Raw genomic sequence first — 22,524 nt, forward strand, 5'->3', positions numbered from 1 at the left:
CACCTGGAAAGGCATGCCATGTCCAGTTCCACCCAAGATACCGTCATCGTCAAGGCGGCGATTTATCCCCCCATCGGCATTGCCCGCGTGGGCAACAGCCCCAGCGAGTATTTTCTGGGACCGGAGGTGCCTGAACCGGCGGCGCGGCCGGCCGGGTATTACCGCGATGCGTCCGGGGCCATCAAGCGCCAGGCGGCCGGCTTTCGCATCTACGGCCTGAACGCCGCCGGCGTGGCGGTGGCCGAATTGAACGCCGGCAATGCCGACATCGAATGGTCCGTCACCCTGGCCAATACCAAGGCGGCGTGGTACCAGTTCCAGATCGCGCTCGATATTCCCGAGGCGCACGTCACCCAGCCCTCGTTCCTGCGCAACATGGCCGTCACCGACCGCGCGCAACTGTCCATCACGCCGGGCGAGCGCAAGATCAGCGGCAGCGAACAGCCGGCCGTGGCCTTCGACAGCGGCAGCTTCCTAGGCACGCCCGTCTACCTGGGCGAATTGCGCACGGACGCCATGGGCCGGCTGATCGTGCTGGGCGGCCGTGGCAAGTCCGCTTCGTGGAATGGCGCGCGCGCCATCACCTTTGCCAACAACGAAGGCTGGTACGACGACACGGCCGACGGCCCCGTCTGCGCCACCGTGCACTACCAGGGCCAGGCCTTGCCCGTCGACATGGCCTGGGTGGTCGTCGCGCCGCCCGACTACGCGCCGCAGCAAAAGTCGGTGCGCACCATGTGGGACTTGATGCGCGACTTGTTTGTTGCCGAAGGCAAAATTGCCGCGCCTGCCGTTCCCTCGTTCCAGGACGATATCCGCCCTATTTTCGAACGCCTGTCCAACCTGCAATGGGTCAACGCCGGCTTCGCGGCCGCCTTCGGCTGGGATGGCAGCACGCCGTTCAGCCGCGACGAATGGATGGCGCGCCTGGCCAGCCCGTCCGAAAACCGCAAGGAGTGGCGCAACGTCATCTATAACCAGTTCCGCCAGTTCGAGCGCGACGCCTGGGCGCCATCGCCGTGGCCGTGGCTGTATGGCGACGCGATGGCCATCCCGCCGGCAGACACGCCGCGCCAGAACTGCGCGCTGAGCAATCTGCAATTGCGTTTCCTCAAGCAATGGGCCGCCGGCGAATTCACGGACGACTATGCGCCCGGCAAGGTGCCGCCGCAAAGCCTGGCCGACGTGGACGTGGCCCTGCAACCGGACACCCTGCTGCGCGCGGCCATGGAATTCTGCCTGGCCGACGCCTTCCACCCCGGCTGCGAAATGACCTGGCCCATGCGCCAGGCCAGCATGTACAGCGCGCCCTACCGCCTGGCGCACCGGCCGCCCGGCTGGGTCGAGCCCGATTACGGCGCCGTCTTGACGCCGGACAATATCGGCGGCCCCTGCTCGGCGCAGATCGCCGGCGGCGTGACGCGCTGGATGGCCGTGCCATGGCAGACGGACACAGCCAGCTGCCGCTCCGGCTACCAGTCCGACTACGATCCCTACGTGCCCACGTTCTGGCCCGCGCGCGTGCCGAACCAGGTGATGAGCAAGCTTGCCTACGACACGGTGATGAACCGCGAAGTGCCCATCGACGACCGCCTGGCCGCCTTCGCCCGGCGTGCCGCGTGGATACGTCCGCTGGGCAACATCAGCTATGAAGAGCAGATCAACAACATGATCGCCGACCTGGCGCAAGTGGGCGTGGTCGAGGTGCGCCCCGGCCCCACGGATATGACCGGCTTCCCTGCCTTCCTGCAAGTGGAAAACCTGCCGCAGCCGATAACCGGCAGGCACCAGCTGCGCGCGGCAGCCTCCATACCGGACGAGTTCGTCGACGTCGACCTGGAAGGCACGGAAAAAGCGCGCCATCTGCAACGGCACCGCTTGTGACCGTGCTGCAGGCCGACGTGCTGATCGTCGGCGCCGGTCCGGCCGGCGCCACGGCCGCCCTGAACCTGGCGGGGCGGCACCGGGTCTTGCTGGTGGACCGGCTGGCCGCGCCGCTGGCGCGCATCGGCGAATCGCTGCCGCCGGCCGCCGCGCGCCTGCTGCGGGACATGGGCTTGCTTGACGCCTTCCTGCGGCAGGGCCATGCGCCCTACCACGGCAACCGCGCCTGGTGGAACGGCGCCTGGACGGAACACCATTTTCTCAGTGATCCCGACGGGCACGGCTGGCACCTGGCGCGCGGCACCTTCGACCTGTGGCTGCGCGACGAGGCGCGCCGGCGCGGTGCCGCCCTGCTGGCCTCGGCCAAGGTCGCCGGCATCACGCCTGACGATGGCGGCTGGAGAGTACGGCTGGAAACGCCGCGCGGCCCCTGCGACGCGGCGGCGCGCATCGTCATCGACGCCACCGGACGCAGCGCCCGGCTGGCCCGCGGCATCGGGGCGCGGCGCCAGCGCAGCGACCGGTTAGTTTCAGTGTGGCAATACGGACATGAGCGCACGCCCTCGGCGCGGGGCGTTGCCCACATCGAGGCTTGCGAATACGGCTGGTGGTACAGCGCGCCCCTGCCCGGCCAGCGCCGCGTGCTGGCCCTGCACACGGACGCGGATTTACTCGACAGCAACGCCTTGCGCGATGCCGGCTGGCTGGAAGCGGCGGCGCGGCGTCTGCCGGCCACGCGGGAATTACTGGAACAGCAAGGCTACATGGCCGCTACACAAACCCTGGCCACGCCCGCCCATACGGCCACCCTGGACGCCGGCGCCGGCCCAGGCTGGTTCGCCGTCGGCGACGCCGCCCTGAGCTTCGATCCGTTGTCGTCGCAAGGCATCTTCAACGCCCTGTACACGGGCCTGGCCGCTGCCGAGGCCGCCGACCGCACACTGCAGGGAGAGCCGCAAGCTTATCAACACTACCATGGAGAATTGTCGGCCATCGGCGCGGCGTACGAGCGCCACCTGGCGTACTGCTACGGCCAGGAAACGCGCTGGCCGCTGGCACCGTTCTGGCGCCGGCGCAGGCCCGCGATACAAGCAAGCTGAGCCGACAATGTTGCATTTTTAGCTATATTGTGCGCCAGTACGGCCGCATGACCAGATCAAACCCGGCCTCGATGGCCCTGTCGTCCGCGCCCCCATCTTGCCATGCCTCGCCGGCCGGCGCATCCACGGTGCCGGCCACGACCACGCAGTGAAGCGCCACGCTCGACAGCCGCCGGCGAACGCGATGAAATGCGCGCCATCCGTCAGCCATACCGAAATCTGCCAGCGTCGCCGGCAAAGTTTCGGGCGGCTGATCGCCAAGGGCGGCACCGTGGCCGTCGAGGTCTGAGCATGGCGGCCCGGGCGCTTCAACTGAAGGGAAACCGAAGCGCCACGGACCCTGCCTGATGCAGGGCCTGTGCGGGGTATTACCGAACGATTACTGCGCCAGATAGCGTTCCGAACGAGGGCCGTACAGCAAGCCATTCGGCACGCCGGCCGACAGCATGCGCGCATTCGCCGTGCCAGCCAGCGGATGGCTGGCGTCGGTGCTGGTGTTGATGATCTGCTTGACCGCCGCCGTCACCAGCATACCGACCAGGCCGCCGCCACCGCTGTTATTGCCTTCATTGCTCGATGCACTGGCCGCGCCCTGCCACAGCAAGGCGCCCGTCTTCAGGTCGACCAGCTTGGCATCGACCGACACCACCGTCACGCTGTCGATCACGGCGTAGGTCGTGCCGTACTTGGAGATCGTCACGTACAGGCCCGCATCGGCGCCGAAAATCTCGTTGAGCTTCTTGGCATCGACGCCGTGGATATCGGCGGCGTTCGTCAAACCGTTCTGCTTGAAGGTTTCACCGACCACGGCCACCGGCAGTACGTAGTAGCCCGCTTCGGCCAGCGGATAGGTCACTTGCGCGTAGACGCTGTTGGCGGCATTGACTTCGGGCGAGTTGTTCAACGGCGGCAAGACCACGATGGAACGGGGCTTGGCCGCCTTGAAGGCGGTGTAATCGTAGGCCGCCTGCTTGGTGGCGCAACCGACCATGAAGATGGCGGGACCCAGGCACAGGGCCATTTTCAACATGCGCGACATCATAATTTTTCGCCTTTTTTCATTTTACCCAGCAGGAAGTCCATGTACGGCGCCGATTCCGGGAACAGCTTCTTCTCGTCCTCGAACTGCGCGGCGACCTGCTCCGGCTTGCCCGCGATCGAGTACAGCATGCCCAGGTGGGCGTGGTAGCCCGGCGGCGCGTGATTGCCCTTGGCAGCGATCATTTGCAAGTCTTTTTCCATGGCGGCGATCTGCTGCTCGGGACTTTCGCCCTTCAGGTACTCGTACACTTGCGGCTGGTAGCCTTCCCATTGATACAGGGTCTTCGATTGCGTGGCGCAACCGGTCAGGGCGGCACAGGCGAGCAGCGCCAGCAGGGCTGCGCCCTTGTTCATCATTGTTTTCATGGGAAACCTTATTGTTTGCGCAATGCGCCCGCTTCGACGCCAGCCACCAGGCGCTCGACGGCTTCGCGCATGGCCAGGTCCAGGACTTTGCCGTTCAGGGTGGCGTCATAGCTGGCGGTGCCGCCAAAACCCAGCACTTCACGGTTCGACAGGCTGTATTCGCCGGCACCGCCGGCCGAGTACACGACTTCCGAGGTGGCGATATTGACAATGTTCAAGGTGACCTTGGCATACGCCACTTGCGTCTTGCCGCGGCCCATGATGCCGAACAATTGCTTGTCGCCAACTTCCTTGCGGCCGAATTCGGTCACGTCGCCCGTGACGACGAAATCGGCGCCCTTGATATTCTGGCCCTGCTTCTTGAAATCGGCTTCCTGCTTGAGTTCCGCCATGTTGTCGCGGTCGAGCACGTTGAAACGGTTGGACGTCTGCAGATGCGCAATCAGGATCGTTTTCGACTGGCTGCCCAGGCGGTCGACGCCATCGGAAAAGATGCCGCGCATGAAGTTCGAGCGGTTGTCGAATTTGCCGACAGCGATCAGGGTACGAGGACCAACGTAGGGACGGGCTGCGCTGGCAACCGTGGGGACAGCCAAAGCTTGCGAGGATTCGGAAGCGCAGCCAGCCAGGGCCGCGCCAATCAGCGCTGCAATCAACAACGCGCCGGGTTTATTCTTGTTCATAGTGCCCTTATGATATATAGGATCAGGAGCAACTCACAAAATTGATTATAAGCAAGTTACTTTCCTAAATGCAATTATATGGCATTGTATGTCTTATAATTCCCTCCAAAAGTAACGATGGCAAGGATTGCATTGTTGCCAGCCACGTCAGGCGCGCGCCTGCTTGACTTCCCGGAGCCGATTCATTAACTTAGCAGTAAAAGAGCGTGCAGGCAGCGCCGTACGCCACTGCCGCCACAGACCTTGCCCGCCGGCCTGCCCCACCCGGCGCCAACTCCACGCTCTCACATAGACGGGTCACCAGGCCATGCCGACACACGATCATTCCCCGGCCCATCCGCTGGCCACGGCGCTGGCGCTCTCGCTGGGCGCCGCCATTGCCCTGGGCCTGTCGCGCTTTTCCTATGGCTTGCTGCTGCCGCCCATGCGCGCCGACCTGGGCTGGTCCTACCTGCTGGCCGGGGCCATGAATACCTTCAATGCGCTCGGCTACTTTCTCGGCGCCCTGGCCACGCCGGCCCTGATGCGCCGCCTGGGCGTGTGGCGCTTGCTGATGACCGGCTGCGTGCTGGCCAGCGTCTTCATGCTGCTGTCGGGCCTGGTCAGCGATACGGCCGCCCTGTTCCTGCAGCGCGTGTGCGCGGGCGTGGCCAGCGCCTTCATCTTCATCGCCGGCGGCGTGCTGGCGGCGCGCCTCGGCTCCATGCACAGCCGGCGCGCCGGCCTGTATATCGGCCTGTACTATGGCGGCACGGGCTTCGGCATCGCCCTGTCGGCCCTGCTGGTGCCGGCCACATTGACGTCCGCCCAGGCGCACGGCGCCGCGCATGCCTGGCAATGGCCCTGGCTGGCACTGGGCACGGCCTGCCTGGCCGCCACCGCCATCATGGCCCTGCCGGCGAAGGCGATCGGCGAAGCGCCGCGCGCCCTCGACACGCCGCGGCGTTTCGCCTGGCGCGACTTTTCCCCCAGCCTGGCCGGCTATTTCATGTTTGGCGTCGGCTACATCGGCTACATGACCTTCGTCATCGCCCTGCTCAAGCAGCAAGGCATGAGCGCCACCTTGATCACTGTCTTCTACACCGTATTGGGGTTGGCGGTGGTGGCGTCGTCACGCATCTGGGCGCGCATGCTGGACCGCTACAAGGGCGGCGAATCGCTGGCGATATTGAATGGCGTGCTGGGCGCGGTCACCATCCTGCCCGCGCTGACCAGTTTTGTGCCCGTCGTGTTCCTCTCCGGCCTGGTCTTCGGCGCCGTGTTCCTGTCGGTGGTGGCCTCGACCACGGCCCTGGTGCGGCATAATTTGCCGCAGCAATCGTGGACGGCCGGCATCACCGCCTACACGACCGTGTTCGCGCTGGGCCAGATCGTCGGCCCCATCGTCGTCGGCTGGATCGCCGATGGCCCGGCCGGCCTTGAACGGGGCTTGATCGCCTCGGCCATCGCCCTCTTCATCGGCGCGGCGCTGGCTGCGCGGCAAAAGGCGCTGGCGCCGGCCGCATAGTAGACTGCAGGCATTAATTAACCACCTTGGCGGAAAGAACACGATGAACGACGATGCGCGCAAACGCCCGGCAACGATGGATGCCGAAACCTTGGAATTCATCCAGGGCCTGTTTGCCCTGGTGCGCGAAGGCGATACGCAGCAACTGGGCGCCATGGTAGCCCAGGGCGTGCCGGTCAACTTCCGCAACGAAAAAGGCGACAGTCTGATCATGCTGGCCAGCTACCATGGCCACCTGGAAACATCGCGCCTGCTGCTCGCAGCGGGCGCCGACGCCAACGTCCCGAACGAGCAGGGCCAGACGCCGCTGGCCGGCGTGGCCTACAAGGGCTACCTGGAGCTCGCCGAACTGCTGCTCCAGCACGGCGCCAGCGTGGACGGCGCCAGCCCGGACGGCAAGACACCGTTGATGATGGCCGCCATGTTCAACCGCCTGGCCATCCTCGACCTGCTGCTGCAGCACGGCGCCCGCATCGATGCCGTGGACAGCCGCGGCATGACTGCCGTCACGCTGGCCAGGAGCATGAATGCGCAAGAGACCCTGGCACGTCTGGCCAGCCTGGGCCAAGCGGAATAAAACAGGGGCACTGTCTGCCAGTAGTCGCGCTACGGCATCGCGGGAGATGGCGCGCGATTACGACCGCCAGAGCATCGAGCGCTAAGTACCTGCGGCCATCCTTGTCCAGAAAAATGAAAATGCTTCATTTCTACCCCAGAAAGGAGTAGCTCATTAGGAAAATCAACGGGATCGTACATTTTACTTATCTAATTTAAAGATAGTACACGCCCATCGGCAAAGCTGGTTTTCCTGACTTTCTGGATTTTCTCGTACTTTTAAAAAGATCAATTTTTTCCGGCTCAGTGATCACTAGCGCCTTTCCTACCTTATTCATTTCTTTTGCAAAACTCATAAAATCCTTCCAGCTTAATCCAACAGTTACAAACAAAATAATTGGATTAATAAAAGCAGAGCAAATCAAAACAAACCAAATTGGAAATCCAGTAAAAAATCCCAATAAAATTTCAAAAATACATAATCCAATAAAAGAATATCCACAGCATTTTAAAAGATGATATTTTTTTGAAAGTGTTCCACGTTCACAATGTGGCTGCATCCATATTTTTTCTTCCTTTACATCAACGACTGCGACAGCGATAAAATCATTGCCTTTTTCATATCCCACAACCTGAACCTCATCTCCGTCTCTAAAATCAACTTCCCAAAAACTCCCGCTAACCCACTTGCCGCCCACGCTCATGCTGAAACCTGTGACAGGATCTCCGTCACTTGTGGCCGCCTGCGCACTGTGAACAGCGCCTGATTCGCCCGTGGCAGCCTGCACGATCGAGGTCAAACCGGACATTTTTTTGAACGATTCGGCACTCTTCAAATAATTCACATGCATGTCGGAAGTTCTTAACTCCTCAATAACACCGCTGACCAACTTATAGGAGAATTCATGCATATGATTTTCTCGATCGCTAACTGGCAATATCTTTACAGCAATGCCATCAATTTCGGGGAGGAAGCGGCTCCGATCCACCTTGGAAAGTAACGGAAATGTATCGAGGAAATTATCAAGCAGATTGAATTTTGTATTTCGACCTGTGTTTTTTCAAAGCCAATTCACAACTGTATCCAATAAAACCATAGCTGTGATCCTTGAATAAAGTAGCGCCAGCGCGCATATCAAAGTCACTTGGCCTTGGAAAGCCATGGGCAGTGAAAATCTCCGTCGCATAGATCGAATAATCACGCATAGTTCGGAAGCTCCAATACTCAAAAGGAAAACAAAAAATCAACGGTATCAGGAGTATTATGCTGAACATCGTAATTAAATTCTCATTTTTCTCCAACGATACATCGACAGATAAAAAAAACGCAAGAGAAAGAATTATCCAAACAGCCAAAGTCATGTTCCTTGCAAATTTCATGCAACTCCAGAAAAAAGCACGCTCTCCGCAATAAGCATTCAATGGCATCATAAAAAAGCTATCATCAACGCGGATCAAACTGTGTACGTACAGCACGTCCTTTCTCTGTGTGACCACCAATTTTACGACATCACCATCCTTGATCTTATCAGCGTCTCTAAAAACACCGCATACTACTTTCCCGTTGACCAACCCGGCAAAATTGTACATATCTTCGCCATCGTAAAAACTCAGCATGGCTGCATTTGCCAACGCCCCTGGCATGCCATTGATGGCGGCCGCGACACCACCTGCCAGATTCTTTTCCGCAAGGCTGCTTTCAATTTTACCAAGTAAATTTACATTTGTTGCAGCCATATGAAATTCTGTGAGTTTTCCTTCCACTATGAAAAAATCCTCGTCGGAAAATTCATTTTCATTATTCTCTTCAGCCATCATGCGCTTCCTAACAATTATGCTTGAATCATCTTTAATTCCTTCTGCAATTTTATTAAATTTTTCAACAGAATCAAACGGCTATTCGCTAAGCTATTCTCATCTTTTCCTCCATTTTCATGCTTGAAACCGGTTCGCCAATTTGTCACTCCTCATCTACATCAGATATCCATCTTCAATAATTGATGGAGAGGCGCGGCGTATCGGTTGACCATTCATCGATCAACAGGTAGGCGATCGACTCCTGTTGCTCATTGAAAAGATGGCATGCAAGCACAAGCGTCCGGTCGGCTGAGCTGACCGATGGACGAAATTCACATCAAGATCTATGGCATCTGGAAATATCTCTATAGAGTAGCGCCATCGCGCTTAAAGATAATACACACCCATCGGCAAAGCTGGCTTTCCTGACTTTCTGGATTTTCTCGTACTTTTAAAAAGATCAATTTTTTCAGGATAAACAATTCCCAAGGCTTTTCCAACTCTATTCATTTCTTTTGAGAAATCCATAAAATCTGACCAACTCAGCCCTATAGTTGCAAATAAAATAACTGGCGCTGTTACAGTCGCAGTAATTAACATCAACCATAATGGAATATTTCCAAAAAAACCCATTCCAAGAGTAAGGATGTATAACCCTACGCAAAAATATCCACTACATTTTAATAAATGATATTTTTTTGCGGTCGTGCCACGTTCGCAATGCGGTCGCATCCATATTTTCTTCTCTTTTAGATCGACGACTGCGACAGCAATGAAGTCACTATTCCTTGCATATCCTACAACTTGAACCTCATCACCTTCCTTGAAGTCAACCTCCCAGAAACTTCCACTAACAGATTTTCCAGCGACACTCATTCTGAAGCTCGTTACAGGATCTCCATCACTTGTCGCCGCCTGAGCGCTATGGACCGCTCCTGGCTCACCAGCAGCAGCTTGTAAGACTGCAGTCAGACCTGCAGTTTTTTTAAATTTCTCGCTTCCCTTCAAATAATTAACATTAACGTCATGCGTATTTAAATTATCAATAAATCCAGTTACTACACTATACTGTATGTCATTCATATTATTCATCATGAAACCTTTTGAAACGCCATGCCCAGTTCATCCAACAAAACTTTTGGATCTTTTGTTCCTTTATTTTTTTCCTTTCCAAAAGGACATCTTTCACACCATTCTTTTAAAGCATCTGGGGTAATAATCCAAACTAACAAAGTAACAGCCAATCCAATCATATTCAATCGCACAGCCCAAGTCATACAAAATAATCTGTAAAACAAAAGTTTCTTCCCCGCCCACTGAGCAACTTTCATTTTACTAGCTTTAAGCAATGGGGCGGCATAAGATAAACTCGAAAGCAATCCTAATGTGGCGGCAAAAAATTGCACAATGGATTTAAAACTGTACATAACCACTAAATTATAATTCTCCTTTTCTGAATTTTCTTGCGCACTTTGAAAATCTTTCAATGCTGTGTAATATCCTGCTACAGTACTAAATATACCACCATATACTTTCAAATATTGAAATGTCACCGATACCTTGTCGCCAACCAAATGTTTCGCTGCATTGGCGCCAATATCAAGAATCGCGGCAGTCGTCGAACATATGGCAGCACACAATTCACCCAAGGTTTTTTTATCATCCTTGAATTCCCACGCAATCTTTACCAAATTAATAATTTCAAGTGTCGCGACAAGCAACGACAAACGATTTTCTTTCAGCGCTGTAGGACCTTTGGTAGTATCTCCCTTTACCTCCATCCATTTCTTTTCCAGTGCTGCATATTTGTCGCTTTTTAAATCATTCCCCGATCCGATGAAGCTTTTTGCTGTCGACAAGCGACGTACAATATCGGCTCTGGCCAAACCTTCCTGCCTTGCCTGAATTTCTATTGCGCCGATGATGCGTCCAGGTTCAACTCCGGCACGCGCCATCATCAAACCTCGGACAGCATATTCAGCGGTGGAATCTGCGCCCCTCTTCAAAAAAGGTCTGAACAGCAAATCTCCAATTGTCATGAACAAGCGATCAAGCTCAACCACCTTTATGACCTTAATACCCTCGGTAGCATCTGCAGCTTTCAGCAAGGTATTTTGCATGGTATTGACCTTTTTGTAGATATCGCAGGCCTTTCTGATATGCACTGCCAAAAAATCCATACTGGCCTTACCGACCTCGCTAAAACTCGTTCCGGCTTCTGCCAGCGCAGTATTAAATTGTTCACCAAGCGCTTTTTGATTCAGAGACAGGGCACGCCAAAGAAGATTCGGCTCATGCGCCTTCATCTCTTTGACCCATTCAGTAATTTTATTCTGTCCTTGAATACTCGAATTCATGCCGTTTATTGCGCTACCAATCTTATCCTCAAAGGCAACACCATCTTCGATACTTTCCTCATTAAATTCGCTCAAGTAATTAATCAATGATTTTGATTCCAACCACATGATCAGATCATGTGTTCTTTCGTCGATAATATTTTTTGCTTCACCCAGCATCGCATCATATTTCTTTCGGAAGTCCTGATAAGCTCCAGGCTCCAGCATCTCCTCATACTTCGCCCAAGACAGTTCTTTTTCGTTGGCGATCATCGCTGGAGAATTTTCTCTTCGCCTCGCAATAAAGCTGTCCGCATCGGCTTTTACCTTGGCCATCTTGATGCTGCGCGACGGCTCCGGATAAGCATTTGCATCATTAAGGCGCGCACTAAAACCCATGGTAACCGGCACCTTCTCCCGAGCCCACTGGTCCAACAAATCACATACTTCGGTTTCACGACTTCTTTGCGGTTCCGCCAGTTTTAATGCCCGATCACGGCGTTCCTGTGTTGAGCTTATTTGAGGAGCGTTATTTCGCGTGTCCTCCTGATGCTGCTCTTCGTTCGCCACCGCCGTATTTTCCAGAGTTTTTCTGACGCCTTCGATACCTTGCAATGCAGTCAGTTCCAGTTCTCGTTCTTCACTGTATTTTTTTATCCAACCTGCAGGTTCATTCCGGAAGCCGTTGAGCTCATGGGTAATGCCAAATGCATCCCACAGGGCGATAATGACAGGAGCATTACCCTTGGTATTTTTTCCGTCACCGACTGTTTTCATCAATCCAGCCAGTTTTTCGCTTTCACCTTTTCTCAGGTGCAAAGCATGGCAAGTGCTTTCCATTTTCAGTTTTGCAGCGTTGTAGCTACCATCCACCTTGCTCATTTCACCGAGCGGCAGCCCGTTGAGACTTATGGAGTTGAAATTTTCTTTATACTCAATGACCTTTTCAATATTTTTCTTGGTAGCGGGAAGGCCGTGTCGATAACCTCCAGCCGTCACCCATGTCGAAGGTAAAAAAGTTTGCATACGCTTGTCGCGCAATTTTTCATCGCTGGCAAACAAAGTAAAGGTTTCTTTGCTCCAAGCATGGTCTGAAAATGCCAGCCAGACTTTTCCACATTTCTCGGGCTTTTCGATTGATATGATTGAAGCAGGTATGTTATGCCCGTTGCGTGAACAGGCCGGTTCAACTCTAATTGGCGTGAGGCCGCTGGTGAAATATTGTTTCCATAAGGTCCCTGCCTCAGAGACGCTATACACTTCCCATTTGATTTGACTTCCACGTGCATGTTTTTCATAAAAAAGATAGACAAAACCTTTACGCAAGGTGCGCAATGCGTACTTGTGATGCTTGAGTTTCACATCCGTGACTTTATTTCCTAGCGGATCGGGCAATGTCGCATCAACATCATTTGGCACAACGGCATATCGGACAGGCAGAATAGCCAGTCCGGACTTATTGCAGTTTTCGCACTCTGGGTTTTTTGGATTAGTACAAGCCATAAATTTTCCTGAAGGTCTTTATATTATTTTTTTGAAAAATAATCTTGTAATTGATCAGCAGGGCATCCAGTCACCTCTTCGAGCGCACCGCCATAAAATTCGCCGGCGCTGGTCATTCTCCACACTGCCTGTAGACGCTGATCATCATGGAAACTACTGCCGAGTTGCAAAACATGTAAAGCAAATAATTCACGGTCTTTTCTATCCAAGATGCCATAGTCCGTAGCGCGTGCCAATGCTGAAAAAACCGCCTGCTCCCATCGCATCGGCCCAGATTCCCCCCACGTTAACCACGCGGCATGAAGCGTGGAATAATCATTCACTTGCGCCCACTGCAATGAATTCAGGATCAGCCGCTGCTCAGGCGCAACATGGGGCGACAGCGCACGGGTGTCATCCAGACCATGTCGCATCAGGTTTTGCTGCCGGTCAAATGCGATCACACTGCTTGCCGGCCCCAGCATCTGACGCTGCTGTTCGACAGTCATCGCCGGCCATAACCATTCGCGGACACCCGGGTCATGGAATCTGAGCAATTTTTCCAGGCCTTGAACTGAATGAATATGGCAATGGCTGGCCCAATGGCGCGCTATGTTTTCCGGCGCTTCGTCACTGACAACCCATCCAGCGATCGCTTGGCCGTTACCAGCCCACAGACTGTCCTTTGTCCAAGATTTCCAGGCAAGTTCGACACTCATTTTGAATAGTTCAGCGCCGGCATATTCATCCAGCGCCAGCTCGATCAGATATGGCGCGAACTGCTGATCGAAACGGGGATGTGCAATGGGCACGACTATTTTTCGTTGCTGCACGATCGCATACGAAGAAAACGGATCTCCTTGTGCAGGATTTACCCATAACAAACATCGGTCATTTGCCGTTTCATGAAATTGTTTATGGAGCAGTTGGAGTGGTGCTTCCCATGCTTGGCTGACAATAACCTCGACCGTCGATTCCATACAAATTCCCCGAGCTACAATGTTTGTGATCCGGCCTGAGTGGCGCTGGCATTCTTACTTGCTTGTTCGCACCCCTTGAGGTCACCCACCGGCAATTGCTTTACCGCGCTACTGCTCGCCGGCCCCGTGAACTCCTTCATGCCGGCCTTGAATTCCATCTTGCCGGGCCCATGAATCTCGATATTGCCGCCTTCGAGCTTGATGTAGGCGCCCTGCACCGTCAGCAGCACATGCTGCTTGCCGCTCACGTTGACGCTCTTGCTGACGCTGGCCACGGTCACGGCCTTGTCTGCGGTTAATTTTGTTTCATCGGACTGGCTCTGGCTGCTGACCTTGCCGCTGGCGGCGTGCAGGCGGATGCCCGTTTCCTGGTTCGGTTTGTCGGCCTTGCTGGCCTTGCCGTAGGTAAACAGGCTGATGCCGGAACTGATTGCATGAAAATGGTTGCCTTGTGCGCCGAAGTTGATGTCCTGCCCTGCCGCGATGCTGCTGGTATTGCCGGCGGCAAAGAGCACATTGAGCGGCGTGGTGGCGGCGATGCCAGCCGGACTGGACAATTGCAGCTGCGGCGCGCCATAGGCCGTCGCCTGGCCGTCGCCCGTGCCCGCCGCGCCCTTGAGCATTTCTATGCTGTGCGCCAATTGTTTCAGCGCCGGCAAGGTGTCGGGCGCCGCTTCGGCCTGCCCTTGGCCACCTTTCAGCCCCGCATTGTGCTTTTGCGCCGTTTCCGCAAGCGAAGTCAGCAGGGCCAGGCTCTGTTCGATCTGGTCCGTCGCCTCCTTGCTATCCATCTGCGTGCCGCTGGCGTTGCTGCGCCCGTCGGTCGACAACAGCAACCCCTGCCCTGCGCGAAGCGCGGCGCTGTGCCCGGTTTTCAGTTCGGCGCCGAAGCCGGCGGCGGCCAGCCGCTGGTTGTCCGTCTGATGGCGCAAATGTCCCATGTTCAGCTCGGCAGTGCCCTGGTGTGCGCCGGCATGGCGCTGCAGGGCCACGCGCGGCTGGCCGGGGCTGTCGTCGAACACCAGCTGGCTGTACGCCGCGCCGCCCTGCTGGCTGGACTGCATGGCCTGGCTCTTGATGCCGGACAACGCGGCCGGATGGGCATGCGCGCCCGCTTCGCCGGGAAACCAGGCCGGCGCGTTGCCGGTGGCCGGTCCCGCGCCATGGCTCACGCGGTTATTCTGTGCATCGGCCGTGCCCTGGCCGTTGTAGACGGCGCCGATGACGACCGGCCGGTCGATATTGCCTTCCAGAAAATCGATCAATACTTCCTGGCCGATGCGCGGCAGTGCATGGCCGCCCCAGTTGGCGCCCGCCACCGGCGCCATGGTGGAAGCGACGCGTACCCAGATGCCGGCACTGTCGTCGCCCGGCGCGCCCGTATGCCCTCCGCCTTGCGGATGGTCAAGGCGGCTGTGGCTCATGACGCCGCGCTGCCAGTGAAATTGCACCTTGATGCGGTGGTCGCGGTCTGTGTGAATCACGGCGCCGGCCGGCCCCACCACGACGGCCGTCTGCTGGCCATGCACGGTCGGGCGCGGATGCAGCAAATGGCCATGCTGGTCCTTGCCGCTGGCGCGATAAGCAATATTGCTGCGGATGGCATCGATGCGGTTGCGATACAGGGGCCGCTCGGCAATGGCGCCCAACAGCGCCGGCATACGGTGCAGGCTGCCCGCTTGCTCCTTGCGGATGGCCGCATCGAGCAAACCCGTCTTGAGCGTTTGCACAATGGATGACTGCAAATCCGCACTCAAGTTGTTGTGCATCAAGTGGACCGTGCGCACGACCAGGAAAGTGCGTTCGTCGTCACCGCCGGCCTCGTCGAACACCGGCTGTCCCTGCAAGACAAACGTGGTGCCCGGCGACAAGGTACGCACGGTACCGGCCGCCACGTGGATCTCCTTCCCCGCTTCCAGCGCCTGCAACTGGTTGCGCGCGATGCGCTGACCCTGCTCGCGCGAAGCGTAGGCATAGGCGCCGGGCGCGTCGCGGCTGAGCAGCTCCACGCCCTGCGCCCCGCCCGCCTCTGCCGCCGCGCTGGCGACACGCTGGTCGAGCGAGCGGTAATCCCAGCTGCCCATTTCGATGGCATTGGTCTGCTGGCGCAATTCGGTGCGCCAGCGGTCGATGCTGTCGACCTTCATGACGGCGCCCGGCTGCGTGAAGTTGATGCTGCTCTGGGCATTCGGCTTGAACGCGCCGTTATGGTCCGCGATCACCAGGCAGTGGCTGCCCAGGCTGGGGCTGCCGGGATCGCCGCCGTGTTCATAGTAATAAAACAGCCCTTCCTCGTGCATCAGGCGCTGCGCGTAAGCCCAGTCGCTTTCCTGGTACTGGGTACTCAGGCTGCGCTTCGGGTATGCCGCGCGGTCGAGAATATCGAAACGCCAGGCCGGCGCCAGTTTGCCCTGCGCCTGATAGGCGGCAAACAGCGCGTCGAGGATGTCGAAGACCGTCATGTCCTGGAACACGCGGCTGTCGCGGCCGTGGGCAAGAAACGCGCTCCAGGGTTCCAGGGTCAGGTGATAGCGCGCCATGCCGCCGTTCGCGCCGACCAGTTCAACGGCGGTGATATGGCCGTGGAACGGGCGCAGCGCGTCGGCGCTGGTGGAGGTCAGCAATTGCAGCAAGGCCGGCTGGCCGATCAGGGTGCGCAAGGAAATGGTGGCGTCCGTCGACAGGGCCGCGATCTGGAACACGAAGCCCGTGCTCAAGCCTTCCTCGCCGCGCACGCATTCGGCCAGCAGGCGGTCGGCGCCGAGGGGCGTGGTCAGCTGTAGCAATCTGCTGGCTTGCGTGAAACTGGCGGGCAAGGACATCGACATCCGGAAACTCCATCACGCGGCTTCCCGCACAAAATTAGTAAATAAGCACTTTTATCAAAGCCATTACACCCTAGAAATTTCGTTATAGCAAGAGTGATTCGATTGAAATCGGGACTGCGGCAATCATTGGTTCAAAGCTGTGGCCAAAGCACGCGCCCAGCAGAATTTTTAGCTCTGGTAACAACCAGGACTCATGAGTCCTACCTGCAACAACAATCAATAATCCTCGACTTTGGTAAATTCTATTCCATTGACTTTACCGGATTTAAATATATTCAAAATTGATTCATGACATACGATAAAAGCATTCAAAGCGCCGCCCATTTTGAACAGCAAACGCTTGGATTGCGGAATTGAATTCAACAACTCTTCATCAAAACAGAAGTCAAATACCTCATAAAGCTCAAATCCACCCAGACTTACAGGTCCGGCATCTTTGAAATAATTAGATTTAACCCTGCTCCAACAATCGAATCTTTCCGTAAAAGTCATATACCAGTAATCTTCATGCCATTGTCCATCATCATGAATATAAACCGATGGATGCATATGAAGATGCGGAATATCAAGTTCAAGAAGTTCCTCCCGCATGCTGCTGGTTACAAGCAAATCCGTCCCGCTAAACAATATGGATGGTACTTTTTTCAACGATGGAATGCCTCGCTTTTCATTATATTCCCTTCCGCCATTAAAGAATACAAATGGAGGAGAGCCGATTGGAAACTCTTCAAAATTATAATTTCTATCAGATGTATTATCATCTGGAGACAGTGAAGGAACTCGTTCATCTTCCATCTCACTTAAAAAATAATATTGCTGTTCATATTTCTTCATTGCATTTCCCTATTTTGAAATTGGAATCGTCGATCTTTTGCAATTTATATTTCACTTGTTTTAGTTTCGCTTCTTTTTGACCATGCACCTCATATGTCTTTTTATTATTTCATTTCTTACTGAATCCACCCATCGCAAGCCTGAAAATTCAAAATGGGAATTTTCAGCAATTCTTGCGAGAGCTGCCTTATTAGGAATACTCTTTATCACATCCAATATGCCACTCGAACTTTCAGCTCTCCGGACAACCGCAACATACGCTCCTCGCCGAGCATCAATAATCTTCAACTTTTATGAATTTGATGCCATGCACATCGCCCAATTTAAATATATCCAATATAGATTCATGGCATACAATAAGAGCATTTAATGCTCCACCCATTTTGAACAGCAGACGCTCGGATTGCGGCATCGAGTTCAACAACTCCTCATCAAAACAAAATTTATAAACTAGAAAAAATTCAAATCCACCCAGTCGTATGGGTTGAATTTCATCTTCATAATCAGATTTCTCCCTGCTCCAACAATCCAATCTTTCTACAAAGGTCATATACCAATAGTCTTCGTGCCACTGCCCATCATCGTGGATATAAACTGAAGGATGCATATGAAGATGGGGAATATTCAGCTCAAGAAGTACCTCTCTCATACTGCCAGGCACAAGCAAATTCGTTCCATCAAACAATATGGCCGGAACATTTTTCAATAATGGAATCCCATTCTTTTCGTTATATTCTCTCCCGGCGTTAAAAAACATAAAAGGAGGCGAGCCGATTGGAAATTCCTCGAAATCATAATTTTTATCTGACGTGTCATCATCCGCAGAAACTGAAGGAATCCTTTCATCATCTGCAACTCTCAAAAAGTAATATTGCTGTTCATATTTCTTCACATTACCTTCCCATCATGAAAATATAGCTTTCGACTTTTTATAGCCAATTAATCTACCTGGCCGTATAGATTGATCTTGGTTTCCATGCTCGCCCCCTGAATTTATTACCCCATGAATTAATAATCTTCCACCTTTACAAATCTTACACCATCGCCATCTCCTGATTTAAATATTTTCAAAATTGACTCATGGCAAACAATAAAAGCATTCACCGCACCGCCCATCTTAAAAAGCAAGCGCTGAGATAGAGGTATCGAATTCAACAGCTTTTCATCAAAGTGAAATTTATAAACTTCAAAAAGATCAAATCCACCAAGCTGTATAGGTTCATCCTCATTATCATATTCGGATTCTCCCCTACTCCAACAATCGAATCTTTGCACAAATGTCATGTACCAATAATCCTCATGCCATTTTCCGTCGTCATGAATGTAAACCGATGGATGCATATGAAGATGTGGAATATCCAGCTCAAGAAGTGCCTCCCGCATGCTACTACTCACAAGTAAATTCGTTCCATCAAACAATATGGACGGAATCCTTTGCGTAGATGGAATATTTCTTTTTTCACCATACTCTCTTCCCGCATTTAAAAAAAAGAACGGGGAGGCAGCGGCTGGAAACTCTTCGAAATCATAGTTTTTATCTGAGGTGTTATCATCAGGACATAGGGAAGGAAGGCTTTCATTTTCTTTTGCCTTTCTTAAAAAATAATATTGCTGCTCATATTTTTTCAATTAATTTCCCAGCTCTTAAAATGCAATAATTAGTTTTTGAAATAAATTTTTCACCAATTTACTCCTTTGCATTTCATTAAAATAACCCCATCAATAATCTTCGACTTTGGTAAATTTTATTCCATTAACCTCACCAGATTTAAATATACTTAAAATTGATTCATGACATACGATAAAAGCATTCAAAGCGCCGCCCATTTTGAACAGCAAACGCTTGGATTGCGGAATTGAATTCAACAACTCTTCATCAAAACAAAAGTCATATACTTCATAAAGTTCAAATCCGCCCAGACTTACAGGTCCCGCATCTTTGAAATAATTAGATTCAGCCCTGCTCCAACAATCGAACCTTTCCGTAAAAGTCATATACCAGTAATCTTCATGCCATTGTCCATCATCATGAATATAAACCGATGGATGCATATGAAGATGCGGAATGTCAAGTTCCAGAAGCGCCTCTCGCATTCTGCTGCTTATAAGCAAATTATTTCCATCAAAAAGTATGGATGGAACTTTTTTCAATGACGGAATACCATTTTTTTCATTGTATTCTCTCCCGGCGTTAAAAAACATAAAAGGAGGTGAACCGATTGGAAATTCCTCGAAATCATAATTTTTATTTGACGTGTTCTTATCTGCAGAAAGCGATGGAATTCTTTCATCATCTGCCTCGATCAAAATGTAATATTGCTGCTCATATTTTTTCACTTTACCTTCCTGTCATGAAAATATAGCTTTTGACTTTTTTATATTTTATATTTTCACTTGTTTGCTCTTTCGCTTCTCTGTTGAAGTGATTTCTATCCACCCCACATGCTTTTTTATCATTATATTTTTTTATCGAATCCACGCTACCACAACCTTGCAAACTCCCTGGGGAAAAATTTTTAGCGATTCGTGTTAGCGGTGCTTTATTAGGTTTGTTTTGAATCATAGCCAAAATTGTAGTGCTTAGCCTGTTTAATTCAGATATGACTTTTTTTGAATTTGAAATTTTGTCGCCAGCACATACTTTATGAAGAGGCAGGCCAAGATCTATTATCCTTTGCGCCACCATATGATGATAACTCGCAGGTTCAGAATCATCGTCATAAGAATCTTGGTTCGAAGTATGATTCCCTCGGTGTAACTGAACGTTGAGGTGACAGGCCCCTTGCAAAGTACATGGTATAAATACAAGATTCGGCAGAAGATTAATATCATAGCCAAACTTTTCTATTTTCTTCCCAAGCTGACTTCTTTTCATACCCTCTGCGGAAATAATATGATGCGCCTGCATTCTCACGCCGTTATTGCGAGGATGATGATGATCTCCTTCAATTACCGCCTTAATTCTATTCAAGTATTTACTATCCTTGGATGAATTTCCAATCAATGCCATACCTGCCTCGATAAATTTAAAATATCATTTATAGACCACTGTTCCCTGCCTGCCACGCGGCGTGCTGTGCCCGGTACTGCCGCACAAGCGACATTTTTTGTCGCGTTTGATGCTTTCTTTCCTGGTTTTCAGCGTCATCTTTGATTTCCCCTTGATGCGAAGTCCTTTTGCGCGTGCCTTGACCAGCTTGGCGCCGAGCTGGTGCAAGTCATCCACCGCATTCGACAAGTCTTCCAGCATTCTTATCAGGGCATCCACCGCTGCCTTCGCGCGCTTGATTTTCTTTCCTGCCGTTGCGATTTTCGCGCTGCTTGCGGCAATCCGCGCGACCAGCATGGTGATGCGTGCAGCTGCTGCGGTTCCGGCACTCAATAAAGCAGTCACAATCAGCAGGACTACCTCGATCATCAAATACGCGCCCCCTTTGCCGGCCGCATAAGCATAGAAATTCGGCGGAATCGCTTCCAGCATCAGGCCAACGTAAGAAACATAGGCCAAGGCGCTATCGGCGTCGGCAATAATTTCCAGCACAACTGGAAAATTGGGGTCATTTTTAATGGCCTTGGCCAGTTTGGGATCGATATCCATCAATTCCCTGTCGACAAACGCCTGGATCGGCTTTGGATCGCCATTGGCAATCAAACTGGGCAGATTGAGGATGGCGGTGCGATGCTTGTAGATTTTCTTCGCTGTTGCCGCTGTATTGAGCACCATCCCGGCAGTGTCGGAAATTGCATTGACCGTATTTTTCAATTTTCCGACTTGCTGCCGATACAGTTCGCTCGCCTCATCTTCAATGGACTTCCGCCACCATGCCCAGTTGTACAAGGTATCTTCCGGATGATCGATATGCTTGTTCAATTCCTTTTGAAGTGCCCGATAACGCTGCCCACTGTATGTCCCAAGACGGTCATAAGCTGTACCTGCGTTCTCTTTGATGTTGTCACCTATTGCCACCCAGGTCCGGGCTTCGAAAAGCTCGGCCTGATCATCAAGCCAGCTGGCTCCCCCCTGATTCAAGCCCTCGCGTGCGCTATTGATAAACGCTAATGTCGGGCCGTCATCCCATAGCCTCTGGAATTCCGCCATCTGGTCGGTCAGGTTGAGGTAAGTGGCATGCAGGCGCTGGACGATGGATTCACGGTCTTCGAAGATTTCCCGTTCCGTCACCTTGGGTTCGCTGGTCACCAGCACAGCACCATCTTTCGGCAACTGCAGGTGCTTGATTTCCGAGTCTTTCTCTTGCATCTTATTTGCTACCTGATTTGAGCGGGTTGACATTGACCGACTGTAAAATGCTCTTGCCATCGACCTTGAATTTCAGCTGTTCCAAAGGCCAAGGTGTATTCCATGCATCGTCGTAACTTGCCTCGAGTTCAACCCAGGTATTGTCTTCTTTGGGCAACACTGGCATGAGATGGTCCAGTTTCGTCGGTCCGCTGAAGCTTTTCTTGCCCGCATGCACCGTAATCTTGCCCGGGCACTGGATCGTGATATTGCCGCCTTCGATGGTGATATTCGCGCCGCCCGCCGTCGACAGGCGGATGCTTTTCGCCGCCGCCCAGTCCACATGCGCGTTGGCGCTGATGACGTTGACCTCGTCACGCGCCTGCACGTTGAGCACGTCGGCCTGCGCCTGCAGGTCGATGGCGCCCTGGGCCGCGATCAGTTGCACCCCGGTATCCCCCTCGCCGGCCTTGACGGCGCCGCCCAGCACGCCGATGGCCTGGCCCGCGTGCACGCGCCACTGGCCGCCACCGGTGAACTGGGTATCCTGGCCGCTCATCATGGTGACGGTTTCGCCGCTGGCCAGTTGCATGTCTTGCCCCGCGACAACGCCCAGTCCGGCCCTGGCGGCGATCGCGATGATGGCGTCCTTTGTGTGCGGCAACTGTTCATGCATGCCGGAAACGCTGGCCAGCATCGCTTTCAAGGGCGCAGCCTGGCCGTCGAGCGCGCTGGCGTTTGCTGCGCTGGCGCCGATGTGGCTGGCGTAGGCCACCGTCTGGTGCGTCTTGGCGGCAGCGCTGAATGTGTCGCCCAGCAGCACCGCCTGTTTCAGCAGGGCAATGCCGGCGGCGTTGTCGCCGGCCGGATCGCGTTGCGCGGCCTCGTGCCGAA

20 protein-coding genes are annotated in these 22,524 nt (G+C 53.6%); 4 read left to right on the forward strand and 16 right to left on the reverse strand.

The genetic code is table 11. The features are described 5' to 3' along the window. Positions 1 to 18: 18 nt before the first annotated feature. Both IGS61_RS03490 and IGS61_RS03495 read left to right on the forward strand, forming a co-directional pair. Positions 19 to 1,884, forward strand: a complete 1,866-nt coding sequence (locus IGS61_RS03490; protein ID WP_230538323.1) for a LodA/GoxA family CTQ-dependent oxidase — start codon at positions 19 to 21, stop codon at positions 1,882 to 1,884. Beyond that, positions 1,881 to 2,984 (forward strand): tryptophan 7-halogenase, encoded by a 1,104-nt coding sequence (locus IGS61_RS03495; protein ID WP_230538324.1) that lies wholly within the window; start codon positions 1,881 to 1,883, stop codon positions 2,982 to 2,984. The genes IGS61_RS03490 and IGS61_RS03495 overlap by 4 nt, the downstream gene beginning before the upstream one ends. 379 nt (positions 2,985 to 3,363) lie before the next feature. On the opposite strand, the gene IGS61_RS03500 is transcribed toward IGS61_RS03495, so the two are convergent. From IGS61_RS03500 to IGS61_RS03510, 3 genes are read right to left on the reverse strand one after another with little or no spacing between them, the layout of a single operon-like run. Beyond that, entirely contained in the window at positions 3,364 to 4,026 is a 663-nt protein-coding gene (locus IGS61_RS03500; protein WP_442908018.1) for a DUF799 domain-containing protein, read from the reverse strand. Next, entirely contained in the window at positions 4,023 to 4,391 is a 369-nt protein-coding gene (locus IGS61_RS03505) for a DUF4810 domain-containing protein (RefSeq protein WP_442908019.1), read from the reverse strand. Before IGS61_RS03505 ends, IGS61_RS03500 begins: the two co-directional genes overlap by 4 nt. A gap of 8 nt (positions 4,392 to 4,399) precedes the next feature. Then, positions 4,400 to 5,074 carry a CsgG/HfaB family protein gene (locus IGS61_RS03510; protein ID WP_230538325.1) on the reverse strand — a complete coding sequence of 225 codons (675 nt, stop codon included), beginning with the start codon at positions 5,072 to 5,074 and terminating at the stop codon, positions 4,400 to 4,402. Positions 5,075 to 5,381: 307 nt separating this feature from the next. On the opposite strand from IGS61_RS03510, the gene IGS61_RS03515 reads away from it, so the two are divergent. Both IGS61_RS03515 and IGS61_RS03520 read left to right on the forward strand, forming a co-directional pair. Then, positions 5,382 to 6,581: a YbfB/YjiJ family MFS transporter gene (locus IGS61_RS03515; RefSeq protein ID WP_230538326.1), complete on the forward strand. Its 1,200-nt coding sequence runs from the start codon at positions 5,382 to 5,384 to the stop codon at positions 6,579 to 6,581. A 43-nt stretch (positions 6,582 to 6,624) separates the two neighbouring features. Beyond that, complete coding sequence (locus IGS61_RS03520) at positions 6,625 to 7,158, forward strand: ankyrin repeat domain-containing protein (RefSeq protein ID WP_230538327.1); 534 nt, start codon at positions 6,625 to 6,627, stop codon at positions 7,156 to 7,158. 193 nt (positions 7,159 to 7,351) lie between these two features. Here the strand turns inward: IGS61_RS03520 and IGS61_RS03525 are convergent, their stop codons facing one another. The 13 genes from IGS61_RS03525 to IGS61_RS03585 form a co-directional block, all read right to left on the reverse strand. After that, positions 7,352 to 8,047: a putative type VI secretion system effector gene (locus tag IGS61_RS03525; RefSeq protein WP_230538328.1), complete on the reverse strand. Its 696-nt coding sequence runs from the start codon at positions 8,045 to 8,047 to the stop codon at positions 7,352 to 7,354. A 112-nt stretch (positions 8,048 to 8,159) separates the two neighbouring features. After that, a complete protein-coding gene (locus IGS61_RS03530; protein WP_230538329.1) occupies positions 8,160 to 8,954 on the reverse strand; it encodes a hypothetical protein in 795 nt (264 codons plus the stop codon). A gap of 366 nt (positions 8,955 to 9,320) precedes the next feature. After that, on the reverse strand, positions 9,321 to 10,028 hold the full coding sequence (locus tag IGS61_RS03535; RefSeq protein WP_230538330.1) for a putative type VI secretion system effector: 708 nt from the start codon (positions 10,026 to 10,028) through the stop codon (positions 9,321 to 9,323). Beyond that, complete coding sequence (locus IGS61_RS03540) at positions 10,025 to 12,772, reverse strand: T6SS effector BTH_I2691 family protein (protein ID WP_230538331.1); 2,748 nt, start codon at positions 12,770 to 12,772, stop codon at positions 10,025 to 10,027. The genes IGS61_RS03535 and IGS61_RS03540 overlap by 4 nt, the downstream gene beginning before the upstream one ends. 23 nt (positions 12,773 to 12,795) lie before the next feature. After that, positions 12,796 to 13,731, reverse strand: coding sequence for a DUF4123 domain-containing protein (locus tag IGS61_RS03545; protein ID WP_230538332.1), 936 nt, complete (start codon positions 13,729 to 13,731; stop codon positions 12,796 to 12,798). Between the two features lie 14 nt (positions 13,732 to 13,745). Continuing rightward, the gene (locus IGS61_RS03550; RefSeq protein ID WP_230538333.1) at positions 13,746 to 16,559 is read right to left on the reverse strand and encodes a type VI secretion system Vgr family protein; all 2,814 of its coding nucleotides are present in this window, start codon (positions 16,557 to 16,559) and stop codon (positions 13,746 to 13,748) included. Between the two features lie 216 nt (positions 16,560 to 16,775). Further along, positions 16,776 to 17,393 carry an imm11 family protein gene (locus IGS61_RS03555; protein ID WP_230538334.1) on the reverse strand — a complete coding sequence of 206 codons (618 nt, stop codon included), beginning with the start codon at positions 17,391 to 17,393 and terminating at the stop codon, positions 16,776 to 16,778. 274 nt (positions 17,394 to 17,667) lie between these two features. Then, positions 17,668 to 18,285 carry an imm11 family protein gene (locus tag IGS61_RS03560; RefSeq protein WP_230538335.1) on the reverse strand — a complete coding sequence of 206 codons (618 nt, stop codon included), beginning with the start codon at positions 18,283 to 18,285 and terminating at the stop codon, positions 17,668 to 17,670. A gap of 116 nt (positions 18,286 to 18,401) precedes the next feature. Beyond that, positions 18,402 to 19,022 (reverse strand): imm11 family protein, encoded by a 621-nt coding sequence (locus IGS61_RS03565; protein ID WP_230538336.1) that lies wholly within the window; start codon positions 19,020 to 19,022, stop codon positions 18,402 to 18,404. Positions 19,023 to 19,112: 90 nt separating this feature from the next. Further along, complete coding sequence (locus IGS61_RS03570) at positions 19,113 to 19,730, reverse strand: imm11 family protein (protein WP_230538337.1); 618 nt, start codon at positions 19,728 to 19,730, stop codon at positions 19,113 to 19,115. A 1-nt stretch (position 19,731) separates the two neighbouring features. Next, complete coding sequence (locus IGS61_RS03575; protein WP_230538338.1) at positions 19,732 to 20,403, reverse strand: AHH domain-containing protein; 672 nt, start codon at positions 20,401 to 20,403, stop codon at positions 19,732 to 19,734. Between the two features lie 24 nt (positions 20,404 to 20,427). Continuing rightward, entirely contained in the window at positions 20,428 to 21,651 is a 1,224-nt protein-coding gene (locus IGS61_RS03580; RefSeq protein WP_230538339.1) for a hypothetical protein, read from the reverse strand. A gap of 1 nt (position 21,652) precedes the next feature. Next, positions 21,653 to 22,524 (reverse strand): DUF2345 domain-containing protein (locus tag IGS61_RS03585; RefSeq protein ID WP_230538340.1); only part of this gene is annotated, 872 nt, incomplete at its 5' end.

Source organism: Janthinobacterium sp. FW305-129 (genome assembly GCF_020858115.1).
In the GTDB taxonomy this organism is placed as follows: Bacteria; Pseudomonadota; Gammaproteobacteria; order Burkholderiales; family Burkholderiaceae_D; genus Janthinobacterium.

Bases quoted from the DNA above. Each gene is read 5' to 3' on its own strand.
- IGS61_RS03490 (WP_230538323.1), top strand. From the start codon at position 19: ATGTCCAGTTCCACCCAAGATACCGTCATCGTCAAGGCGGCGATTTAT.
- IGS61_RS03500 (WP_442908018.1), bottom strand. From the start codon at position 4,026: ATGATGTCGCGCATGTTGAAAATGGCCCTGTGCCTGGGTCCCGCCATC.
- IGS61_RS03505 (WP_442908019.1), bottom strand. From the start codon at position 4,391: ATGAAAACAATGATGAACAAGGGCGCAGCCCTGCTGGCGCTGCTCGCC.
- IGS61_RS03510 (WP_230538325.1), bottom strand. From the start codon at position 5,074: ATGAACAAGAATAAACCCGGCGCGTTGTTGATTGCAGCGCTGATTGGC.
- IGS61_RS03515 (WP_230538326.1), top strand. From the start codon at position 5,382: ATGCCGACACACGATCATTCCCCGGCCCATCCGCTGGCCACGGCGCTG.
- IGS61_RS03520 (WP_230538327.1), top strand. From the start codon at position 6,625: ATGAACGACGATGCGCGCAAACGCCCGGCAACGATGGATGCCGAAACC.
- IGS61_RS03525 (WP_230538328.1), bottom strand. From the start codon at position 8,047: ATGCATGAATTCTCCTATAAGTTGGTCAGCGGTGTTATTGAGGAGTTA.
- IGS61_RS03530 (WP_230538329.1), bottom strand. From the start codon at position 8,954: ATGATGGCTGAAGAGAATAATGAAAATGAATTTTCCGACGAGGATTTT.
- IGS61_RS03535 (WP_230538330.1), bottom strand. From the start codon at position 10,028: ATGATGAATAATATGAATGACATACAGTATAGTGTAGTAACTGGATTT.
- IGS61_RS03540 (WP_230538331.1), bottom strand. From the start codon at position 12,772: ATGGCTTGTACTAATCCAAAAAACCCAGAGTGCGAAAACTGCAATAAG.
- IGS61_RS03545 (WP_230538332.1), bottom strand. From the start codon at position 13,731: ATGGAATCGACGGTCGAGGTTATTGTCAGCCAAGCATGGGAAGCACCA.
- IGS61_RS03550 (WP_230538333.1), bottom strand. From the start codon at position 16,559: ATGTCGATGTCCTTGCCCGCCAGTTTCACGCAAGCCAGCAGATTGCTA.
- IGS61_RS03555 (WP_230538334.1), bottom strand. From the start codon at position 17,393: ATGAAGAAATATGAACAGCAATATTATTTTTTAAGTGAGATGGAAGAT.
- IGS61_RS03575 (WP_230538338.1), bottom strand. From the start codon at position 20,403: ATGGCATTGATTGGAAATTCATCCAAGGATAGTAAATACTTGAATAGA.
- IGS61_RS03580 (WP_230538339.1), bottom strand. From the start codon at position 21,651: ATGCAAGAGAAAGACTCGGAAATCAAGCACCTGCAGTTGCCGAAAGAT.